Below are 21,633 nucleotides of genomic sequence, written 5' to 3' on the forward strand. Positions count from 1 at the left end.
GGCGACGACGAGCAGGTCCGCCGGACCCTCACCGGCATCCCGGTCGCCCGCCTCCGGGAGGCGGGCCTGCTGGACGCCCTGCTGCGGCTGGCGGACGACGGCACCACCCCCGCCGACCCTGCCGACGGGGACGGCGCGGAGCAGTCCATCGAGACGATGGACGTGGAGAACCTCATCGAACTGGCCCTCGGCGACACCGAGTTCTGAACGATTTCCGAAACGGCCTGAGTACGGAGCACATGATGACCACGTCGAACGAGAAAATCGTTCAGGCACTGCGGGCCTCCCTCCAGGAGACCGAGCGACTGCGCCGGCAGAACCAGAAGCTGGTGGCGGACTCCCGGGAGCCCGTCGCGATCGTCGCGATGAGCTGCCGCTTCCCGGGCGGCGTCACCTCGCCCGAGGAGCTGTGGCGGCTCCTGGAGCGGGGCGGGGACGCCGTCTCCGGCTTCCCCGTCGACCGCGGCTGGGACCTGGAGGCCCTCTACGACCCCGACCCCGACAACGCGGGCACCTGCTACGTCCGCGAGGGCGGCTTCCTCGACGGCGTCGGCGACTTCGACGCCGCCTTCTTCGGGATCTCGCCGCGCGAGGCCCTGATGATGGACCCCCAGCAGCGCCTGCTGCTGGAGACCGCCTGGGAGGCCTTCGAGCGGGCCGGTATCGACCCGGCCTCCGTCCGCGGCAGCCGCACCGGCGTCTTCGCCGGCACGAACGGCCAGGACTACGCCCGACTGTCCACCTCCCCGGAGGACTTCGACGGCTACCTCGGCACCGGCAACGCCGCCGCCGTCGTCTCCGGCCGGCTGTCGTACACGTTCGGGCTGGAGGGCCCGGCCGTGACGGTGGACACGGCGTGCTCGTCGTCCCTCGTGGCCCTCCACCTGGCCGCCCAGTCGCTGCGCAAGGGGGAGTGCTCGCTCGCCCTGGTGAGCGGTGTCACGGTGATGTCCACGCCGGGCGCCTTCATGGAGTTCAGCCGCCAGCGCGGGCTGGCCGCCGACGGCCGCTGCAAGCCGTTCGCGGCGGCGGCGGACGGCACGGGCTGGTCCGAGGGCGTCGGCATGCTGCTCGTCGAGCGGCTGTCCGACGCCCGGCGGAACGGCCACCAGGTCCTGGCCGTCCTGCGGGGCTCCGCCGTCAACCAGGACGGCGCGTCCAACGGCCTGACCGCCCCCAGCGGCCCCGCCCAGCAGCGCGTCATCCGCCAGGCCCTCGCCGACGCCGCCCTCGAAGCGACCGACGTGGACGCGGTCGAGGCCCACGGCACCGGCACCGCCCTCGGCGACCCGATCGAGGCGCAGGCACTGCTGGCCACGTACGGCCAGGGGCGCCCGGAGGGGCGACCGCTGCTGCTGGGTGCCCTCAAGTCCAACATCGGCCACACCCAGGCGGCCGCCGGCGTCGCCGGCGTCATCAAGATGGTGATGGCGATGCGCCACGGCACGCTCCCCGGCACCCTGCACCTGGACGAGCCGACGCCGCACGTCGACTGGTCGGCCGGGGCCGTGGAACTGCTCACCGAGTCCGTCGCCTGGCCGGCGGAGGACGGTCGTCCGCGCCGCGCGGGCGTGTCCTCGTTCGGCGTGAGCGGCACCAACGCCCACGTCATCCTCGAACAGGCCCCGGAGCCGGCCGGATCCGTGGGGGAGGCGCCGGCGGAGCGGGGCCGGGAGGAGCGGGGCCGGGACGGGCTCCCGCTGCCGTGGTTCGTCTCCGCCAGGGACGAGGCCGCGCTGGGCGAGCAGGCACGCCGCCTGCTGACCCACGCCCAGGAGCACCCGGAGCTCACCCCCGGCGACATCGGCCACGCCCTCCTCACCACCCGCGCCGCGCTCCCGTACCGCGCCGCCGTCGTGGGAGCCGGCCGCGACGAGCTGCTGACCGGTCTCGCCGCCCTGGCGCGCGGCGAGACGGCCGGCAACGCCGTACGGGGCACGGCCGCGCGCAAGCACAAGACCGCGTTCCTCTTCTCCGGACAGGGGAGCCAGCGGCTGGGGATGGGGCGTGAGCTGTACGCCTCGTTCCCCGTCTTCGCGGACGCGTTCGACGCGGTGTGCGCGCACCTGGACGGTGAGCTGGAACGCCCGCTGCGGGACGTCGTCTTCGGTGACGACGCCGAACTGCTGAACCAGACGGGCTTTACGCAGCCGGCGTTGTTCGCGGTCGAGGTGGCGTTGTTCCGTCTCGTCGAGTCGTGGGGCGTACGGCCGGACCTCCTCGCCGGTCACTCCATCGGTGAGCTGACCGCCGCGCACGTCGCCGGGGTGCTGTCCCTGGCCGACGCGGCGGCGCTCGTAGCGGCTCGTGGCCGTCTGATGCAGGCGCTGCCCGCGGGTGGTGTGATGGTGGCCGTCCAGGCATCGGAGGACGAGGTCCTTCCGCTGCTCGCCGGGCACGAGGACGAGGCCGGTATCGCGGCCGTCAACGGCCCGACGTCGGTGGTTCTTTCCGGTGCCGCGGGCGCCGTACGCGCCATCGCCGAGCGCCTGGCGGCCGATGGCCGGAGGACCAAGGAACTCGCCGTCTCGCACGCCTTCCACTCGCCGCTGATGGAGCCCATGCTGGCCGACTTCCGCGCGGTGGCCGGGCGCGTGGAAGTCGCGGCGCCGGAGATCCCGGTCGTCTCCGCCCTGACCGGCAAGCCGGTCACCGCCGACGAGCTGCGCGACCCCGAGTACTGGGTCCGCCACGTCCGCCAGGCCGTCCGCTTCGCGGACGCCGTCGCGTCGCTGGCCGCCGAAGGCGCCACCGCCTTCTGCGAGATCGGCCCCGGCGGGGCCCTGACCGCCATGGCCGAGGACGTCCTCGACGACGGGACCGCCACCGTCCTCGCCGTCCCGGTCCTGCGCGCCGCCGACGGCCGTACGGAGACCGAGGCCCTCGTCACCGCCCTCGCCCGGCTGCACGTCCACGGCGTGACCGTCGACTGGAGCCGGCTCGTCGCCGGGCCCGGTGCCGCACGGCGCGTCGACCTGCCCACGTACGCGTTCCAGCGCCGCCGCCACTGGCTGGAGTCCACGGCCTTCTCCGCCGACCGCACGGCCTCCGCCGCGTCCGCCGGTTCCCACGCCGACCCGGCCGAGGCCGGGTTCTGGGAAGCCGTCGAGAGCGCGGACCTGGCCGCGTTCGCCGACCGCATCGAGGTCGAGGACGACGCCCCGCTGAGTACGGTGCTGCCCGCCCTCTCCTCCTGGCGGCGCCGGAACCGCGAGCGGTCCGCGGCCGACGGCCGGCGCTACCGCGTCGTCTGGAAGCCCGCCACCGACCTCGCCGCACCCGCCCTGCGGGGCACCTGGATCACGGTGGTCCCCGCCTCCCACGCCTACGACCCGTGGGCGACCGCCGCCGTCCAGGCGCTGCGCGACCACGGGGCCGACGTCCTCCCGGTCGTCGTCGAGGCCGGCGACGACCGCGCGGCCCTCGCCGGCCGGCTGCCCACCGGCGTGGCGGGCGTGCTGTCCCTCCTCGCCCTGGACGAGCGCCCGCACCCCGCCCACCCCGTGCTGACCGAGGGCCTCGCCGCCGGCGTCGCCCTGATCCAGGCCCTCGGCGACGCCGGCGTCGACGCCCCGCTGTGGTCCGTCACCCGCGGCGCCGTCTCCATCGGCTCCTCCGACCCCCTCCGCGGCCCCCTCCAGGCGCAGACGTGGGCCCTGGGCCGTACCGCCGCCCTCGAACACCCCGCCCGCTGGGGCGGTCTCGTCGACCTCCCCGGCGACCTCGACGCCCGCGCCGGCCGTCGCCTCGCGGCCGTCCTCGCTGGCGGCGGCGAGGACCAGCTCGCCGTACGCGGCTCCGGCGTCTTCGTTCGGCGCCTCGCACGCGCCCCGCAGGGGGCCGTCACCGCGAAGGCCGCGTGGCAGCCGCACGGCACCGTCCTGATCACCGGCGGCACGGGCGCGCTGGGCGGGCACGTGGCCCGCTGGCTGGCCGCGTCCGCGACCGGCCCCGAGCGACCGCACCTGCTCCTGACCAGCCGCCGCGGCCCCGCCGCCGAGGGAACGGACGAGCTCCGGGCCGAGCTCGCGGAGCTCGGCGTGCCCGTCACCGTCGAGGCCTGCGACATGGCCGACCGCGACGCCGTGGCACGCCTGCTGGCGGACATCCCCGGCGAACGGCCGCTCACCGCCGTCTTCCACGCCGCCGGCGTCGGCACCCCCGGCATGCTCGCCGACACCACGCCCGAGGCGTTCGCGGAGGTCCTCGCGGCGAAGGCGGCCGGTGCCGCGCACCTGGACGACCTCCTCGGCGACCGGCCGCTCGACGCCTTCGTCATGTTCTCCTCGATCTCCGGCGTCTGGGGCGCCGGCGGCCAGGCCGCCTACGCCGTCGCCAACGCAGCCCTCGACGCCCTCGCCGAGCACCGCCGGGCCCGCGGCCTGGCCGGCACCGCCGTCGCCTGGGGCCCCTGGGCCGACGGCGGCATGGTCGAGGACGGCGACGCCGAGGACCGGCTGCGCCGGCGCGGCCTGCCCGCGCTCGCCCCCGCCGCCGCCGTCGCCGCCCTGCGCGGCGTCCTCGACCGCGACGAGACCACCGTGACCGTGGCCGACGTCGCCTGGGACCGCTTCGCCCCCTCGTTCACCCTGCTGCGCCCCAGCCCCCTGCTGGGCGACCTGCCCGAGGTGCGCGCCGCCCTGGCCGCCGCCCGGGACGCGGACACGACCGGCGGCGGCGCCGGTGACGCGGTGCCCGAACTGGCCCGCCGAGTGGCGGCGATGGGCGAGCACGAGCGGCGCCGCACGCTGCTGGACCTCGTACGCGCCGAGGCCGCGGCCGTGCTCGGCCACACCGGCACCGAGGCCGTCGCCCCCGACCGGGCCTTCCGCGAGCTGGGCTTCGACTCGCTCACCGCCGTCGAGCTGCGCAACCGCCTGACCGGGGCCACCGGCGTCCGGCTGCCCGCCACGCTCGTCTTCGACCACCCGTCGCCCGCCGTGCTCGCCGCGCACCTCACCACCGAGCTGAGCGGCGACGCGGCGCGGGCGGCCGGGACCTCCGCCGCGGTCCCCGCGATCGCGGCCGGCACCGCGGCCCCCGACGACGAGCCCATCGCGATCGTGGCGATGAGCTGCCGCTACCCCGGCGACGTACGCGCCCCCGAGGACCTGTGGCGGCTCGTGGCCGAGGGACGGGACGCCGTCGACGGCTTCCCCACCGACCGCGGCTGGGACATCGACTCCCTCTACCACCCCGACCCCGACCGCCCCGGCACCACCTACGCCAAGGACGGCGGATTCCTCTACGACGTGGGCGACTTCGACCCGGCGTTCTTCGGTATCTCGCCGCGCGAGGCGCTCGCCATGGACCCGCAGCAGCGGCTGCTTCTGGAGATCGCCTGGGAGGCGTTCGAGCGGGCGGGCCTGGACCCGGCGTCGATGCGCGGCAGTCGCACGGGCGTGTTCATCGGCTCCGGCTACCAGGACTACGCGGCACGCCTGCTGAGCGTGCCGCAGGACCTGGAGGGCTACATCGGCACCGGAAGCTCCGGCAGCGTCGTCTCCGGCCGCATCGCCTACTCCTTCGGCCTGGAGGGCCCCACCCTGACCGTGGACACGGCGTGCTCGTCGTCGCTGGTCGCCCTCCACCTCGCGGCGCAGGCCCTGCGCCGGGGCGAGTGCGCTATGGCGCTCGCCGGCGGTGTGACCGTCATGTCCAGCCCCAACGCCTTCATCGAGTTCAGCCGCCAGCGCGGACTCGCCCCGGACGGCCGCTGCAAGCCGTTCGCGGCGGCGGCCGACGGCACGGGCTGGGGCGAGGGCGCGGGCATGCTGCTCGTGGAACGCCTGTCGGACGCGCGGAAGAACGGTCACCGGGTGCTGGCGGTGATGCGGGGCTCGGCGGTCAACCAGGACGGCGCGTCCAACGGCCTGACCGCGCCCAACGGCCCCGCGCAGCAACGGGTGATCCGTGCCGCGCTCGCCTCGGCGGGCCTGTCGGCGGCGGACGTGGACGTCGTCGAGGCGCACGGTACGGGGACGACGCTGGGCGACCCGATCGAGGCCCAGGCGCTGCTGGCCACGTACGGGCAGGAGCGGGCGGGGGGCCGGCCGCTGTGGCTGGGTTCGCTGAAGTCGAACATCGGCCACACGCAGGCGGCGGCCGGCGTCGGCGGCATCATCAAGATGGTCGAGGCGATACAGCACGGCGTGCTGCCGAAGACGCTGCACGTCGACGAGCCGACGTCACACGTCGACTGGTCGGCCGGGGCCGTGGAACTGCTCACCGAGTCCGTCGCGTGGCCGGCGGAGGAAGGCCGTCCGCGCCGCGCGGGCGTGTCCTCGTTCGGCGTGAGCGGCACCAACGCCCATGTGATCATCGAGCAGGCTCCCGTGGCGCCCGAGGTCTCGGAGACGGCGGATGCCCCGGTGGCGTCGGAAGCCCTCCCGTGGCTGCTGTCCGCGCACAGTGCCGAGGCCCTGCGCGCACAGGCCGAGCGGCTGCTCGCGCACGTGACGGAACGACCGGAACTCGGACTCGCGGACGTCGCCCTGTCGCTCGCCGGCACGCGCGCCACGCTGGAACACCGCGCGGCGCTGATCGTCACCGACCGGGACACGGCCCTCGACGGCCTGCGCGCCCTGGCGGCCGACGAGCCCACGGGCGCGACGGCCCGCGGCGTCGCCGCACCGGACGCCAAGCCGGCGTTCCTCTTCTCGGGGCAGGGGAGTCAGCGGCCGGGGATGGGGCGTGAGTTGTACGCGTCGTTCCCGGTCTTCGCGGACGCGTTCGACGCGGTGTGCGCGCATCTGGACGGTGAGCTGGAGCGTCCACTGCGGGATGTGGTCTTCGGTGATGATGCCGGGCTGCTGAACGAGACCGGATTTACGCAGCCCGCGTTGTTCGCGGTCGAGGTGGCGTTGTTCCGGCTGGTGGAGTCGTGGGGTGTGCGGCCGGAGTTCCTGGCCGGGCATTCGATCGGTGAGATCGCCGCGGCTCATGTGGCGGGTGTGCTGTCGCTGGCCGACGCGGCTGCGCTGGTGGCCGCTCGTGGCCGTCTGATGCAGGCGCTGCCTTCCGGCGGTGTGATGGTGGCCGTCCAGGCGTCGGAGGACGAGGTCCTGCCGCTGCTGGCCGGTCACGAGGACTCCGTCGGTATCGCCGCTGTCAACGGCCCGGCCTCCGTGGTCCTTTCCGGTGCCGCCGACGCCGTACACGCCATCGCCGAGCGTCTGGCCGCTGATGGCCGCAAGACCAAGGAACTGACCGTCTCGCACGCGTTCCACTCGCCTCTGATGGAGCCCATGCTGGCCGACTTCCGCGCGGTGGCCGAGCGCGTGGAGTTCAACGCTCCCTCGCTTCCCGTCGTGTCCACCCTCACCGGCCGTCCCGCCTCCGCCGAGGAGCTGTGCGACCCCGAGTACTGGGTCCGCCACGTCCGTCAGGCCGTCCGCTTCGGCGACGCCGTCGAGACCCTCGTCGCCGAGGGCGTGACGACCTTCCTGGAGATCGGCCCCGGCGGTGTCCTCACCGCCATGGTCGAGGGCGGCACGGCGATTCCCGCCCTCCGCTCCGGCCGTCCCGAGGCCACCGCCCTGGCCACCGCCCTCGCCTCACTCCACGTCCACGGCACCGCCGTCGACTGGCCGGCCCTCCTCGCCGGGCTCGGTCGCGGCCGCGTCGTCGATCTGCCCACCTACGCGTTCCAGCGCCGCCGCTACTGGCTCGACTCCCGGCCCGTGGCCGGCGATCTGTCGAGCGCCGGGCTCCGGTCCGCCGCGCATCCGCTGCTGGGTGCGGCGGTCGAGCTGGCCGACGGTGAAGGTGCCGTCCTGACCGGGCGGTTGTCGCTGTCCGCTCAGCCGTGGCTGGCGGAGCACGCGGTGATGGGTACGGTCCTGCTGCCGGGCACCGCTCTCGTCGACCTCGCGCTGCGCGCGGCCGACGAGGCGGGCTGCGGCCTCGTGGAGGAGCTGACCCTGCGGGCTCCGCTCGCTCTGCCCGCCGAGGGCGCGCTGCGGCTCCAGGTCACCGTCGGCGGTGCCGACGACTCCGGGCGCCGCCCGGTCCAGGTGCACTCCCGTCCCGACGGCACCGACCCGGCCGCCCCCTGGACCGCGCACGCCGTGGGCGTGCTCGCCCCGGCCCCGGCCGACGCGCCGGCGGACCTGGCCGAGTGGCCTCCGGCCGGCGCCTCGCCGGTGCCGACCGAGGGCTACTACGAGCGCCTGGCCGAACTCGGCTTCGGCTACGGGCCCGTCTTCCAGGGGCTGGGCGCCCTGTGGCGTGCCGGCGACGAGGGCGGTGACGACGGCGGCGAGGTGTTCGCCGAGGTCGCGCTGCCCGAGGGCACGGACGTGGCCGGTTTCGGTGTCCACCCGGCGCTGCTCGACGCGGCGCTGCACGCCGTGGGCCTGGGCGGACTGCTGCCCGACACCGGCCAGGGGCGCGTTCCGTTCTCGTGGACCGGCGTGCGCCTGTACGCCACCGGAGCGACCTCGCTCCGCGTCCGGCTGCGTCCGGTCGGCGGGGACGCCGTGTCCGTCCTGGTCGCGGACGCGGCGGGCCGCCCCGTCGCCGCCGTGGACTCCCTCGTCCTGCGGCCCGTGACGGCCGATCAGCTCGGTGGCCCCGCGGGGCGGGCCGAGCACGAGGACGCGCTGTACCGCCTCGCCTGGCCGGTCGTCCCCCTGCCCGAGCCGACCGCCGTACGGGACGGGCTGACCGGGTGCGCGCTGCTCGGCGCCGCCGAGCCCGCGCTCACCGACACCCTCGCCGGCGGCGCCGATCTCGCGGCCCTCGCCGCGCGGGCGCCGGAGACCGTGCTCGTCCGGGCGGACATCCCCGGCGGCGACACCGCCGAGGACGTCCGCGCGGCCACCGGGTACGTCCTCGGGCTGATTCGCGAGTGGCTCGCGGAGGAGCGTTTCTCCGGGTCGCGGCTGGTCCTCCTCACCCGCGGTGCCGTCGCACCGGCGCCGGGGGAGCCGGTGGCCGATCCGGCACAGGCGGCCGTCTGGGGCCTCGTACGGTCGGCGCAGACCGAGAACCCGGACCGCTTCGTCCTCCTCGACCTCGACGACGACCCGGCCTCCGTCCTCGCCCTGCCCGCCGCCCTGGCCGCCGGCGAGCCCCAGCTCGCCCTGCGCCACGGCGCCGCCCACGCGCCCCGGCTCGCCCGCCGGACCGTACGGGACGCGCTGCGGCCCGCCGCCGGCGCCACCGGCTGGCGGCTGACCACCAGCGGCACCGGCACCCTCGACGACCTGGCGCTCACGGAGAACCCCGCCGCCACCGCGCCGCTCGGCGAGGGCCAGGTGCGGATCGCCGTGCGTGCCGCCGGCGTCAACTTCCGCGACGCCCTCATCGCCCTCGGCATGTACCCGGGGGCCGCGACGCTCGGCAGCGAGGCCGCCGGCGTCGTCGTCGAGACGGGGCCGGGCGTCACCGGCCTCGCGCCCGGCGACCGGGTCATGGGCATGATCCCCGAGTCCTTCGGCCCGCTGGCCGTCGCCGACCACCGCATGGTGGCGCGGATGCCCGGGGGCTGGACGTTCGCCCAGGCCGCCTCCGTGCCGATCGTCTTCCTCACCGCCTACTACGCGCTGGTCGACCTGGCCCGGCTGCGCCCCGGCCAGTCGCTGCTGGTGCACTCGGCCGCCGGCGGCGTCGGCATGGCCGCCACCCAGCTCGCCCGGCACCTGGGCGCCGAGGTCTACGGCACGGCGAGCCCCGGCAAATGGGCGACGCTGCGCGCCGGCGGACTCGACGACGCCCACCTGGCCAGTTCCCGCACCCTGGAGTTCGAGCGGGCCTTCCGCGCGGCGACCGGCGGCCGCGGCGTGGACGTCGTACTCAACTCGCTGGCCGGCGAGTACGTCGACGCCTCGCTGCGCCTCCTGGCCGACGGCGGCCGCTTCCTGGAGATGGGCAAGACCGACGTCCGGGACCCCGCCGAGCTCGCGCGGACCCGGCCCGGCACCTCGTACCAGGCGTTCGACACGATCGAGGCCGGGCCCGACCGCATCGGCGCGATGCTGCGCGCCCTGGTGGAGCTCTTCGAGAGCGGAGCGCTGCGCCCGCTGCCGCTGACCTGCTGGGACGTCCGCCAGGCCCCCGAGGCCCTGCGCCACCTCAGCCAGGCCCGGCATGTCGGCAAGCTCGTCCTCACCGTCCCGGCCGCCTCCTACGCCCCGGAGGGCACGGTGCTCGTCACCGGCGCCACGGGAGCGCTCGGCGGCACGGTGGCGCGCCACCTGGTGGCCGGGCACGGCGTACGCCACCTGCTGCTCACCAGCCGGCGCGGTCCGGCGGCCGAGGGCGCGACCGCGCTGCGCGACGAACTCCTCGCCCTGGGGGCCGAGACCGTCACCGTCGCCGCCTGTGACGCGGCCGACCGCGCCGCGCTCGCCGCGCTGCTCGCCGACGTCCCCGCCGCACACCCGCTGACGGCCGTGATCCACGCGGCCGGTGTGCTGGACGACGGACTGGTCGCCTCCCTCACCCCCGAGCGGCTGGGGGCCGTGCTGCGCCCCAAGGCGGACGCCGCGCTGCACCTGGACGAGCTCACGCGGGAGGCGGACCTGTCGGCCTTCGTCCTCTTCTCCTCCGTCGCCGCCACCCTCGGCAGCGCCGGCCAGGGCAACTACGCGGCGGCCAACGCCTTCCTGGACGCCCTGGCCCAGCGGCGCCGGACGGCCGGTCTGCCCGCCGTCTCCATGGCCTGGGGCCCGTGGGCGGAGGGCGGCATGGCCGTCGGCCTCGACGAGCGGGGGCAGAGCCGCATGGCCCGCTCCGGACTGGTCTCCTTCCGCGCGGCGGAGGGCCTGGAGCTGTTCGACGCGGCCCGGCTCGGCGAGCAGGCCGTCGCCGTACCGGTCCGCTTCGACACCCCGGCGGCTTCCGGTCCCGGCGGCGCGACCCCGGCCGTACCGGCCGTCCTGCGCGGCCTCGTGCGCACGCCCGCGCGGCGCACGGCCGAGGCCGCGGCGGCGACGCCGGGCGGCGGGGGCGCCGACGCCCTGCGCCGGCGGCTCGACGGCATGCCGGACGCCGAGCGGAGCGCCCTGCTGCTGGACGTCGTCCGGACGCACGTGGCGGCCGTCCTCGGCATCGGCGGCCCGCAGGAGGTCGAGCGGAACAGGGAGTTCAAGGCCCTGGGCTTCGACTCGCTGACCTCCGTGGAACTCCGCAACCGCCTCAACGCGGCCACCGGGCTGCGGCTCCCCGCGACCCTCGTCTTCGACTGCCCCACGCCCGTCGCGCTCGCCGAGCGCATCCGTACGGACCTGGCCCCCGCGCAGGCGGACCCGGCGCTGGCCGCCCTGTCGGTGTTCGGCGAACTCGACCGGCTGGACGCGGCCCTCGCCGCCGTCGGAGCGGACGACGACCTCGTACGGTCCCGCGTCCGCACCCGGCTGCAGAGCGCCCTCGCCCGGCTCAGCGAGCCGGCGGCGGCCGCCACCGCGGCGGACGCGGAGGGCGGCGACGGCCACGGGGACGGCGGCGCGGACGGGCGGACGGACGCCGACGACCGCCTCCGGACGGCCACCATCGACGACATCTTCGACCTCATCGACCAGGAACTCGACGGTGCCTGACCGGCCCGCCGCGGCGCAGCCGCGAACCGACACGCGCGCCCGGACGCGCACGACTCCACGAACTCCTCATGGCGGGTGAACCAGACATGCAGAACGAGCAGAACGAGCAGAAGCTGCTCGACTACCTCAAGCGAGTGACGGCCGATCTCAAGCAGACCCGGCGCCGCCTGCACGAGGTGGAGACCAAGGACCAGGAGCCCATCGCCATCGTGGGCATGAGCTGCCGCTACCCGGGGCAGGTCGACAGCCCCGAGGCCCTGTGGCGGCTGGTCGAGAGCGGCGCGGACGCCGTCACCGGCTTCCCCGCCGACCGCGGCTGGGACCTGGAGGGCCTCTACGACCCCGACCCCGGCAAGCCCGGCAAGTGCTCCACGCGCCACGGCGGCTTCCTCCACGACGCCGGCGACTTCGACCCCGGCTTCTTCGGGATGTCCCCCCGCGAGGCCCTCGCCACCGACCCGCAGCAGCGCCTCCTCCTCGAGGTCGCCTGGGAGGCCTTCGAACGGGCCGGCATGGACCCGTCCTCCGTCAAGGGCTCGCGTACCGGCGTCTTCGTCGGCCTCGCCTACCAGGGCTACGCGGGCGCCGGGGACACCCTGCGCGAACTGGAGGGCTTCCTCCTCACCGGCACCGCGCCCAGCGTCGCCTCGGGCCGGCTCTCCTACACCTTCGGCCTCGAAGGCCCGGCGCTCACCGTGGACACGGCCTGCTCGTCGTCCCTGGTGGCCCTCCACCTCGCGGTGCAGGCCCTGCGCCGCGGCGAATGCTCGCTCGCCCTCGCGGGCGGCGCCGCCGTCATGGCGAGCACCGGCATGTTCACCGAGTTCAGCCGCCAGCGCGGACTGGCGGCCGACGGCCGATGCAAGTCCTTCGGCGCCGAAGCGGACGGCACGGGCTGGGGCGAGGGCGTGGGCATGCTGCTCGTCGAGCGGCTCTCGGACGCCCGCAAGAACGGTCACCCGGTGCTGGCCGTCGTCCGTGGCTCCGCCGTCAACCAGGACGGCGCCTCCAACGGCCTGACCGCGCCCAACGGCCCCGCCCAGCAGCGCGTCATCCAGCAGGCCCTCGCCGGCGCCGGACTCTCCCCGGCGGACGTCGACGTCGTCGAGGCCCACGGTACGGGCACCACGCTGGGCGACCCGATCGAGGCCCAGGCCCTCCTCGCCACCTACGGCCAGGGGCGCCCGCGGGAACAGCCGTTGTGGCTCGGCTCGCTCAAGTCCAACATCGGCCACACACAGGCGGCGGCCGGCGTCGGCGGCATCATCAAGATGGTCGAGGCGATCCGGCACGGGGTCCTGCCCAGGACCCTCCACGCCGACGAGCCCTCGCCGCACATCGACTGGACCTCCGGCACGGTCCGGCTGCTCACCGAATCCGTGCCCTGGCCCGAGACCGGACACCCGCGCCGGGCCGCCGTGTCGTCCTTCGGCGTCAGCGGTACCAACGCCCACACCATCATCGAGCAGGCCCCCGCGCCCACCACCGACCCGGAGACGGACTCCACGGACACCACGGCCGTCCCGGTCCGGGGCCCCGTGCCCTGGGTCGTCTCGGCCCGGAGCGCCACCGCCCTGCGCGAGCAGGCGGAACGGCTCCTCGCCCACGTCATCGGCCTCGACGCCGACCGAGCGGTCGACATCGCCCACTCGCTGGCGACCACCCGCGCCGCACTGGAGCACCGGGCCGTCGTCGTCGGCACCGGCATCGACGAGCTGACCGCCGGCCTGCGGGCCGTGGCCGAGGGCACCTCCGCGGCGAACGTGGTGGACGGCGCCGTCGCGAAGGACGGCAGGACGGCGTTCCTGTTCTCGGGGCAGGGGAGCCAGCGGCCGGGGATGGGGCGTGAGCTGTACGCGTCGTTCCCGGTCTTCGCGGAGGCGTTCGACGGGGTGTGCGTGGAGCTGGACGCGCATCTTGAGCGTCCGCTGCGGGATGTCGTCTTCGGTGACGACGCCGAGCTTCTGAACCAGACGGGTTTCACTCAGCCGGCGTTGTTCGCGGTCGAGGTGGCGTTGTTCCGGCTGGTGGAGTCGTGGGGTGTGCGGCCGGAGTTCCTGGCCGGGCATTCGATCGGTGAACTGGCCGCAGCGCACGTCGCCGGGGTGCTGTCCCTGGCCGATGCGGCGACGCTGGTGGTCGCTCGTGGTCGTCTGATGCAGGCGCTGCCTTCCGGCGGTGTGATGGTGGCCGTCCAGGCGTCGGAGGACGAGGTCCTTCCGCTGCTGGCCGGTCACGAGGATTTCGTCGGTATCGCCGCCGTCAACGGCCCGGCCTCCGTGGTCCTTTCCGGTGCCGCCGACGCCGTACGTACCGTCGCCGAGCGTCTGGCGGCCGACGGTCGCAAGACCAAGGAACTGTCGGTCTCCCACGCCTTCCACTCGCCGCTGATGGAGCCGATGCTGGCCGACTTCCGCGCGGTGGCGCGGCGCGTGACGTTCAACGCTCCTTCGCTTCCCCTCGTCTCCGCCCTCACGGGCCGGTTGGCGTCCGCCGAGGAGCTGTGCGACCCCGAGTACTGGGTACGCCACGTCCGTCGGGCCGTCCGTTTCGGCGACGCGATCGAGGCGCTCACCGCCGAGGACGTGACGACCTTCCTGGAGATCGGCCCCGGCGGTGTCCTGACCGCCATGGTCCGCGAGGGCACCGCCGTTCCCGCCCTCCGCTCCGACCGTCCCGAGACCACCGCCCTGATCGCCGCCCTCGCCGCGCTCCACGTCCACGGCACCGCCGTCGACTGGCGGGCCTTCTTCGCCGGGCGCGGTGCCGAGCCTGTCGAGCTCCCCACGTACGCCTTCCAGCGCGAGCGTTACTGGCTGGCCTCCGCCGCGCCGGAGGCCGATGCCGGCGGTACGGGGTACGCCGTCACCTGGCGGCCGCTCGCCGACCCCGCCCCCCGGGCGGTCTCCGACGCGCTGTGGCTGCTGCTCACCCCGCCCGGCGACGGGGCCACGCGGGCCTGTTCCGCCCTGCAGGAGGAGCTGACCGGCCGGGGCGCCCGTACCCTCACCCTCAGCGTGGACGCCGGCGAGGACCGGGAGTCCCTCGCCGCGCGCCTGCGGACGGTGGCCGGGCCCGTCGCCGGCGTCGTCTCCTTCCTCGCGCTGGACGACGCCCCCTCCTTCCGGCCCGTCCTCACCCTCGTCCAGGCCCTCGGCGACGCCGGGGTCGAGGCGCCCCTGTGGTGCCTGACCCGGGGTGCCGTCGCCACCGGGCAGGCCGATCCGCCGGTCGACCCCGTCCAGGCGGGGGTGTGGGGTCTGGGCCGGGTCGCCGCCCTGGAGCACTCCCGGCGCTGGGGCGGGCTCGTCGACCTGCCCGAGGTCCTCGACGCCCGGGCGCTGGCCCGGGTGGCGGGCGTCCTCACCGGCGGGCTCGGCGACGAGGACCAGCTCGCCGTCCGCCCGACCGGGGTTCTCGCCCGCCGCCTGACCCACCACCGCACCACCGGCGAGGCGCCCGCGTTCACGCCGCGCGGGACGGTTCTCGTCACCGGCGGCACGGGCGCCCTGGGCGGGCACGTGGCCCGGTGGCTGGCCACGGGGGGCGCCGAGCACGTCGTGCTCACCAGCCGGCGCGGGCCCGCCGCCGAGGGCGCCGCGGAGCTGCGCGCCGAACTGGAGGAGCTGGGCGCGCGGGTGACGATCGCCGCGTGCGACGTCGCGGACCGGGACGCGGTCGCCGACCTGCTCGTCGGGCTGCCCGACCTGACCGCCGTCTTCCACACCGCCGGCGTGGACACCCCCGCCCTGCTGGCCGACACCGACCCGGCCGCCTTCGCCGGCGTCGTGGCCGCCAAGGCGGACGGCGCCGCGCACCTGGACGCGCTGCTGGGCGACCGGCCGCTGGACGCCTTCGTGCTGTTCTCGTCCATCGCCGGCGTCTGGGGCGCCGGCGGTCAGGCCGCCTACGCGTGCGGCAACGCCTTCCTCGACGGGCTCGCCGCCGCCCGGCGCGCCCGGGGGCTGGCGGCGACGGCCGTCGCCTGGGGGCCGTGGGCCGGTTCCGGCATGGCGGGCTCGGCCGAGGTCGCCGGGAACCTGCGCCGCCGCGGCCTCGAGCCGCTGGCACCGGCGGCCGCGATCGCCGCGCTCGCCGAGGTCCTGGGCCGTGACGAGACCGCGGTGACGGTCGCCGACGTGGCCTGGGAGCGGTTCGCGCCCACGTTCACCATGGGCCGGCCCGGCCCGCTGCTCGCCGACCTGCCCGAGGTGCGGGCCGCCGCCCGGTCCGCCGGCGCCGGGCCCGGTGGCGAGGAGGAGGCCGGCGAGGCCGGGGCGCTGCGCCGCCGGCTCGCCGCGGCCGACGCCGCCGAGCGCGACCGTACGCTGGTGGAGCTCGTCCGGACCGAGGCCGCCGCCGTGCTGGGCCACAGCGGGCCGCGGGCGGTCGAGCCGGGGCGGGCCTTCCGCGAGCTGGGCTTCGACTCGCTGACCGCCGTCGAACTGCGCGACCGGCTGGCCCGGATGACGGGGCTCGCGCTGCCCACCACCGTCGTCTTCGACTACCCGTGCGCGATCGACCTGGCCGGCTGGCTGCTGGTCGAACTGCTCGGCGCGGAGACGGGCCCGGGCGCCGGTGCCGGCGCCGCACGCGCCGCCGACGACGAGCCCGTCGCGATCGTGGCCATGGGCTGCCGCTACCCCGGCGGGGTGCGCTCGCCGGAGGAGCTGTGGCGGCTCGTCGCCGAGGGCACCGACGCGATGTCCCCGTTCCCCGTCAACCGGGGCTGGGACCTGGACGCGCTCTACCACCCCGATCCGGACCACCCCGGCACCACCTACGCGCGGGCGGGCGGATTCCTCCACGACCTGCCGGACTTCGACGCGGCGTTCTTCGGGATCTCGCCGCGCGAGGCGCTCGCCATGGACCCGCAGCAGCGGCTGCTGCTGGAGACCTCGTGGGAGGTGTTCGAGCGGGCCGGGATCGACCCGACGAGTGTGCGGTCCACGCCGGTCGGTGTGTTCGTCGGCTCCGGCTACCAGGACTACGTGCGGCGCAACCTCCAGGTCCCCGAAGGCGTCGAGGGCTACCTGGGCACCGGCAACGCCGCCAGCGTCGTCTCCGGCCGCATCGCCTACACCCTGGGCCTGGAGGGCCCGGCCGTCACCGTCGACACCGCCTGCTCGTCGTCGCTGGTGGCCCTGCACATGGCCGTCCAGTCGCTGCGGCGGGGCGAGTGCGACATGGCGCTGGCCGGCGGTGTGACGGTCATGTCGAGCTCCGGCGCCTTCGTGGAGTTCAGCCGCCAGCGGGCCCTGGCCGCCGACGGCCGCTGCAAGGCGTTCTCCGCCGACGCGGACGGCACCGGCTGGGGCGAGGGCGTCGGCATGCTGCTCGTCGAGCGGCTGTCCGACGCCCACCGCAACGGGCATCCCGTCCTGGCGGTCGTGCGCGGCAGCGCCGTCAACCAGGACGGCGCCTCCAACGGTCTGACGGCCCCCAACGGCCGTGCCCAGCGCCGCGTCATCCGGCAGGCCCTGGCCGACGCGGGCCTGACGACCGCGGACGTCGACGCGGTGGAGGCGCACGGTACGGGCACGACGCTGGGCGACCCGATCGAGGCGTCCGCCGTGCTGGCCACGTACGGGCAGGAGCGGCCGGAGGACAGCCCGCTGTGGCTCGGCTCGCTGAAGTCCAACATCGGGCACACCCAGGCGGCCGCCGGCGCCGGCGGCATCATCAAGATGGTCGAGGCGCTGCGGCACGGCCTGCTGCCCAGGACGCTGCACGCCGACACGCCCACCCCGCACGTCGACTGGGCCTCGGGCGACGTCCGGCTGCTGACCGAGCCCGTCGCCTGGGAGCGCGCGGACCGGCCGCGCCGCGCCGGCGTGTCGTCCTTCGGCATGAGCGGCACCAACGCGCACGTCATCATCGAGGAGGCCCCGGAGCCGCCCGTGCGCGAGGCCGACGCCGCGCCCGCGCCACGGGTGTTCGACCCGGTGGCCGTCCCGCTGCTCCTCTCGGCCCGGACCCCCGCCGCGCTGGAGGAGCAGGCCGGCCGGCTGGCCGGGTCGTTGGGCGCCGGCGCCCGCACGCTGGACGTGGGGCACGCGCTGGCCACCGGCCGGACCGTCTTCGACGAGCGCGCGGTCGTGGTGGCCACCGACCCCGGGGAGACCGCCGCCGCGCTCGGTGCCCTCGCGGCGGGCGGGTCGCACGAGCGGCTGGCGCGTGCCACCGCCGGCGGCGCGCGGAACCCCGTGTTCGTCTTCCCCGGCCAGGGCTCCCAGTGGGCCGGCATGGCGGTGGAACTGCTGGACACCTCACCGGTGTTCCGCGACTGGATGGCCGCGTGCGGCCGGGCGCTGGCCCCCTACCTGGACTGGTCGCCGGAGGACGTGCTGCGGGGCGCCGACGGCGCCCCCGGCATGGACCGGGTCGACGTGGTCCAGCCGGTGCTGTGGGCCGTGATGGTGTCGCTGGCCGAGCTGTGGCGTGCCTGCGGTGTCCGGCCCGCGGCCGTGGTCGGCCACTCGCAGGGCGAGATCGCGGCGGCGTACGTGGCCGGCGCGCTGTCGCTGGAGGAGTCGGCGCGCGTCGTGGCCCTGCGCAGCGGTCTGCTGCCCCGGCTCGCGGGTCTGGGCGGCATGGCCTCGCTGCCGGAGCCGGAGGCGGACGCCGTCCGGCGGCTGGCGCGGTGGGAGGGCCGGCTGGACCTGGCGGCCGTCAACGGGGCGCGCGGCGTGGTGGTGTCCGGCGACCTCGACGCGCTGGACGAGCTGCTCGCCGCCTGCGAGGCGGAGGGGGTGAAGGCCAAGCGGATCCAGGTGACCTTCGCCTCGCACTGCGCCCAGGTGGAGCTGGTGCGCGACGCGTTCGCCGAGGTGCTGGGCGACGTCGCCGCCGGGGAGCCCGGGGTCCCGTTCTACTCCACGGTCACCGGCGGCCCGGCGGACACCGAGCTGGACGCCGCCTACTGGTACCGCAACCTGCGGCAGACCGTGCTGTTCGAGCGGACCGCGCGGCGGCTGATCGACGACGGGCACCACCTGTTCGTGGAGATGAGCCCGCACCCGGTACTGCTCTACGGCCTGCAGGACATCCTCGACGCGGCCGGGGACGCCGGCGCCGACGGGGCCGTCGTGCCGACGCTGCGGCGCGGCGACGGCGGTGTGTCCCGGTTCCTGACGTCGCTGGGCGAGGCCCACACGCACGGCGTGCCCGTCGACTGGCGGGCGGTGTTCGCCGGCTGGGACGTCCGCCCGGCGGACGTGCCGACCTACGCCTTCCAGCGCCGCCGCTACTGGCTGGAGGCGCCGGAGGGGGAGGCGGCGGCCGCGCCCTCCGTGGTGGACGCCGCGTTCTGGGAGGCCGTCGAGCGCGAGGACCTGTCCGCGCTGGCCGAGGGCCTGGACCTGGACGAGGACGCCACCCTGCGGTCGGCGCTGCCCGCCCTGTCCGCCTGGCACCGGCGGCGCCGCGACGAGGCGGCGGTGGAGTCCTGGCGCTACCGCGTCACCTGGAAGCCCGTACCGGACGCGACGGCCGCACCCGCCCTGACCGGCACCTGGCTGGTGGTGCTGCCGGGCGACGCCGGGGACGACCCGGCGGCCGCGCTCGCCCTGGACGCCCTGGCCGCGCACGGCGCCGAGGTCGTGCGCCTGGTCGTCGACGGCTCCGAGGACCGTACGGCGCTCGCCGCGCGGCTGCGGGAGGCCTGCGACGGCCCGGCGGGTGTGCTGTCCCTGCTCGCGCTCGACGACCGGCCCCGCGCCGGTCACCCGGCCCTCTCGCACGGCCTGGCCGGCACGCTGCTGCTCGTCCAGGCGCTCGGGGACGCGGACCTGACGGCCCCGCTGTGGTGCGCCACCCGGGGCGCGATGGCGACGGGCACCGCCGGCGAGGCGCCCGGCGCCCCGCGCGGCGCGGCCGTATGGGCGCTGGGCCGGGTGGCGGCCCTGGAGCACCCGGCCCGCTGGGGCGGTCTCGTCGACCTGCCGGACGCGGTGCCGTCCGGTGACGACGGGCGGATCGCACGCCGCCTGGCCGCCGTGCTGTCCGGCGCCACCGCCGAGGACCAGGTCGCGCTGCGGCCGGCCGGGGCGTACGCCCGCCGGCTCGTACGGGCCTCCGGCGGACCGGCCGACGTCCCGCGGCCGTGGCGGCCGCGCGGGACCGTGCTGGTCACCGGCGGCACCGGGCACATCGGCGGCCACGTCGCCCGCCGGCTGGCGGCCGAGGGCGCCGAGCACCTGGTGCTGACCGGCCGCCGGGGCCCCGATGCCGAGGGCGTGGCCGAGCTGCGCGCCGAGCTGGAGGCGCTCGGGGCCCGGGTCACGGTCGCCGCCTGCGACATGGCCGACCGGGCAGCGGTGGCCGGGCTGCTGTCCTCCCTGGAGGAACTGCCGCCGCTGACCGCCGTGGTGCACGCCGCCGGGATCGGCACGCCGGCCATGCTCGGCGAGACCACCGTCGAGGAGTTCGCGGATGTGATGGGCGCGAAGGCCGCCGGCGCTGCGCACCTCGACGAGCTGCTCGGCGACCGCCCCCTGGACGCCTTCGTCCTCTTCTCCTCGGGGGCCGCCGCCTGGGGCAGCGGCGCCCAGTCCGCCTACGCGGCCGCGAACGCCTACGTCGACGCGCTGGCCGAGGACCGCCGCGCCCGCGGCCTGACCGCCACCTCCGTCGCCTGGGGCGCCTGGGGTGGGGGCGGCATGGTCGACTCCGCGGCCACGGAACGGCTGCGGCTGCGCGGCCTGGACCCCATGGGGCCCGGCGCGGCGGTGCTCGCGCTGTGGGGCGCGGTGGAGCGGGACGAGACGACGGCGGTCGTCGCCGCCGTCGACTGGGCCCGTTTCGTGCCCGGCTTCACCATGGCCCGGCCCAGCCCGCTGCTGGGCGACCTCCCCGAGGTCGCCCAGTTGGCCGCCGCCGAGGAGGAGGCGGCGCCGGAGGGCGCCGAACCGCCCCTGGTCCGCCGGCTGGCGGGGCTCCCGCCGGAGGAACACCTCGCGGCGATCGTGGAGTTCGTACGGGGCGAGGCGGCCTCCGTCCTCGGCCACCCGGACCGGGACGCGGTGGGGGAGCGGCAGGTCTTCCTGGAGCTCGGCTTCGACTCGCTGACGGCCGTCCAGCTGGGCAAGCGCCTGGGCCGGGCCACCGGCCTGAGGCTGCCGAGCACGCTGGTCTTCGACCGGCCGACGCCGGCCGAGGTCGGCGCCCATCTGCGGACGCTGCTCGGCGAGGGGACCTCGGCCGGGACGGCGCCGGCCGGCCCGGCGGAGGAGGACATGCTCGTCGCCCTCTACCGCCGCGCCACCGAGACCGGCCGGCTCACCGAGGCGATCGACATGGTCATGAGCGCCTCGCGGCTGCGCCCGGACTTCACCGCCGCCGACGCGGCGGCCCACCTGCCGACGCCCGTCCGGCTGGCCCAGGGCGACGAGGGCCCGCACCTGGTCTGCTTCGGCCCCTACATGGCGCCGTCGGGTGTGCACCAGTACGCCCGGTTCGCCGCCGCGTTCGGCGGGCGCCGCAGCATCTGGGCGCTGCCCGAGCCCGGCTTCGGCCCCGACGAGGCCCTGCCGCGGGACGTGGCGGCGCTGCTGGAGGTGCACGCCGCCGCCGTCGCGGCGAGCGTGGGCGACGAACCGGTGGTGCTGGTCGGCTACTCCTCCGGCGGCTGGGTCGCCCACGCCGTCGCCTGCCGGCTGGAGCGGCTGGGCCGGCCCGTCGAGGGTGTGGTGATGCTGGACAGCTTCACCCGCCGGGAGGGCATGGGCGACCGCTTCCAGTCGGCGGTGGCCCAGGAGCAGTCGGACCGCTTCGACTTCGTCTCCTCGCCGGGCACCCAGCTGACCGCCATGGGTGGTTATCTCCGCTTCTTCGCGGACTGGGACGCGCCCGAGCTCGCCGCGCCCGCGCTCGTGGTCAGGGCGGGGGAGTGGATGGCCGGCGGGACGGCGGCCGCCGACGACCGCCCGGCCGCGCCGGAGCATGCGGGTACGGTGACCGAAGTGCCCGGCGATCACTACACGCTGATGGAACGTCACGCGGAAACGACCGCGGCCGCCGTCGACGAGTGGGTGGCGAAGCTGGACACCGCGTCCTGATGACGATCGACCACCATGTGTTGGGAAGGAAC

2 protein-coding genes are annotated in these 21,633 nt (G+C 76.3%); both read left to right on the top strand.

From position 1 onward, the window contains the following. The first annotated feature begins 242 nt into the window (after positions 1–242). The gene (locus AC07BS_RS15335) at positions 243–11,543 is read left to right on the top strand and encodes a type I polyketide synthase (protein ID WP_478932503.1); all 11,301 of its coding nucleotides are present in this window, start codon (positions 243–245) and stop codon (positions 11,541–11,543) included. A gap of 68 nt (positions 11,544–11,611) precedes the next feature. Further along, entirely contained in the window at positions 11,612–21,601 is a 9,990-nt protein-coding gene (locus AC07BS_RS15340) for a type I polyketide synthase (RefSeq protein ID WP_478932504.1), read from the top strand. Positions 21,602–21,633: the final 32 nt, after the last annotated feature.

The sequence above is a fragment of the Streptomyces sp. NPDC044063 genome (assembly GCF_056434285.1).

Bases quoted from the DNA above. Each gene is read 5' to 3' on its own strand.
- AC07BS_RS15335 (WP_478932503.1), top strand. From the start codon at position 243: ATGACCACGTCGAACGAGAAAATCGTTCAGGCACTGCGGGCCTCCCTC.
- AC07BS_RS15340 (WP_478932504.1), top strand. From the start codon at position 11,612: ATGGCGGGTGAACCAGACATGCAGAACGAGCAGAACGAGCAGAAGCTG.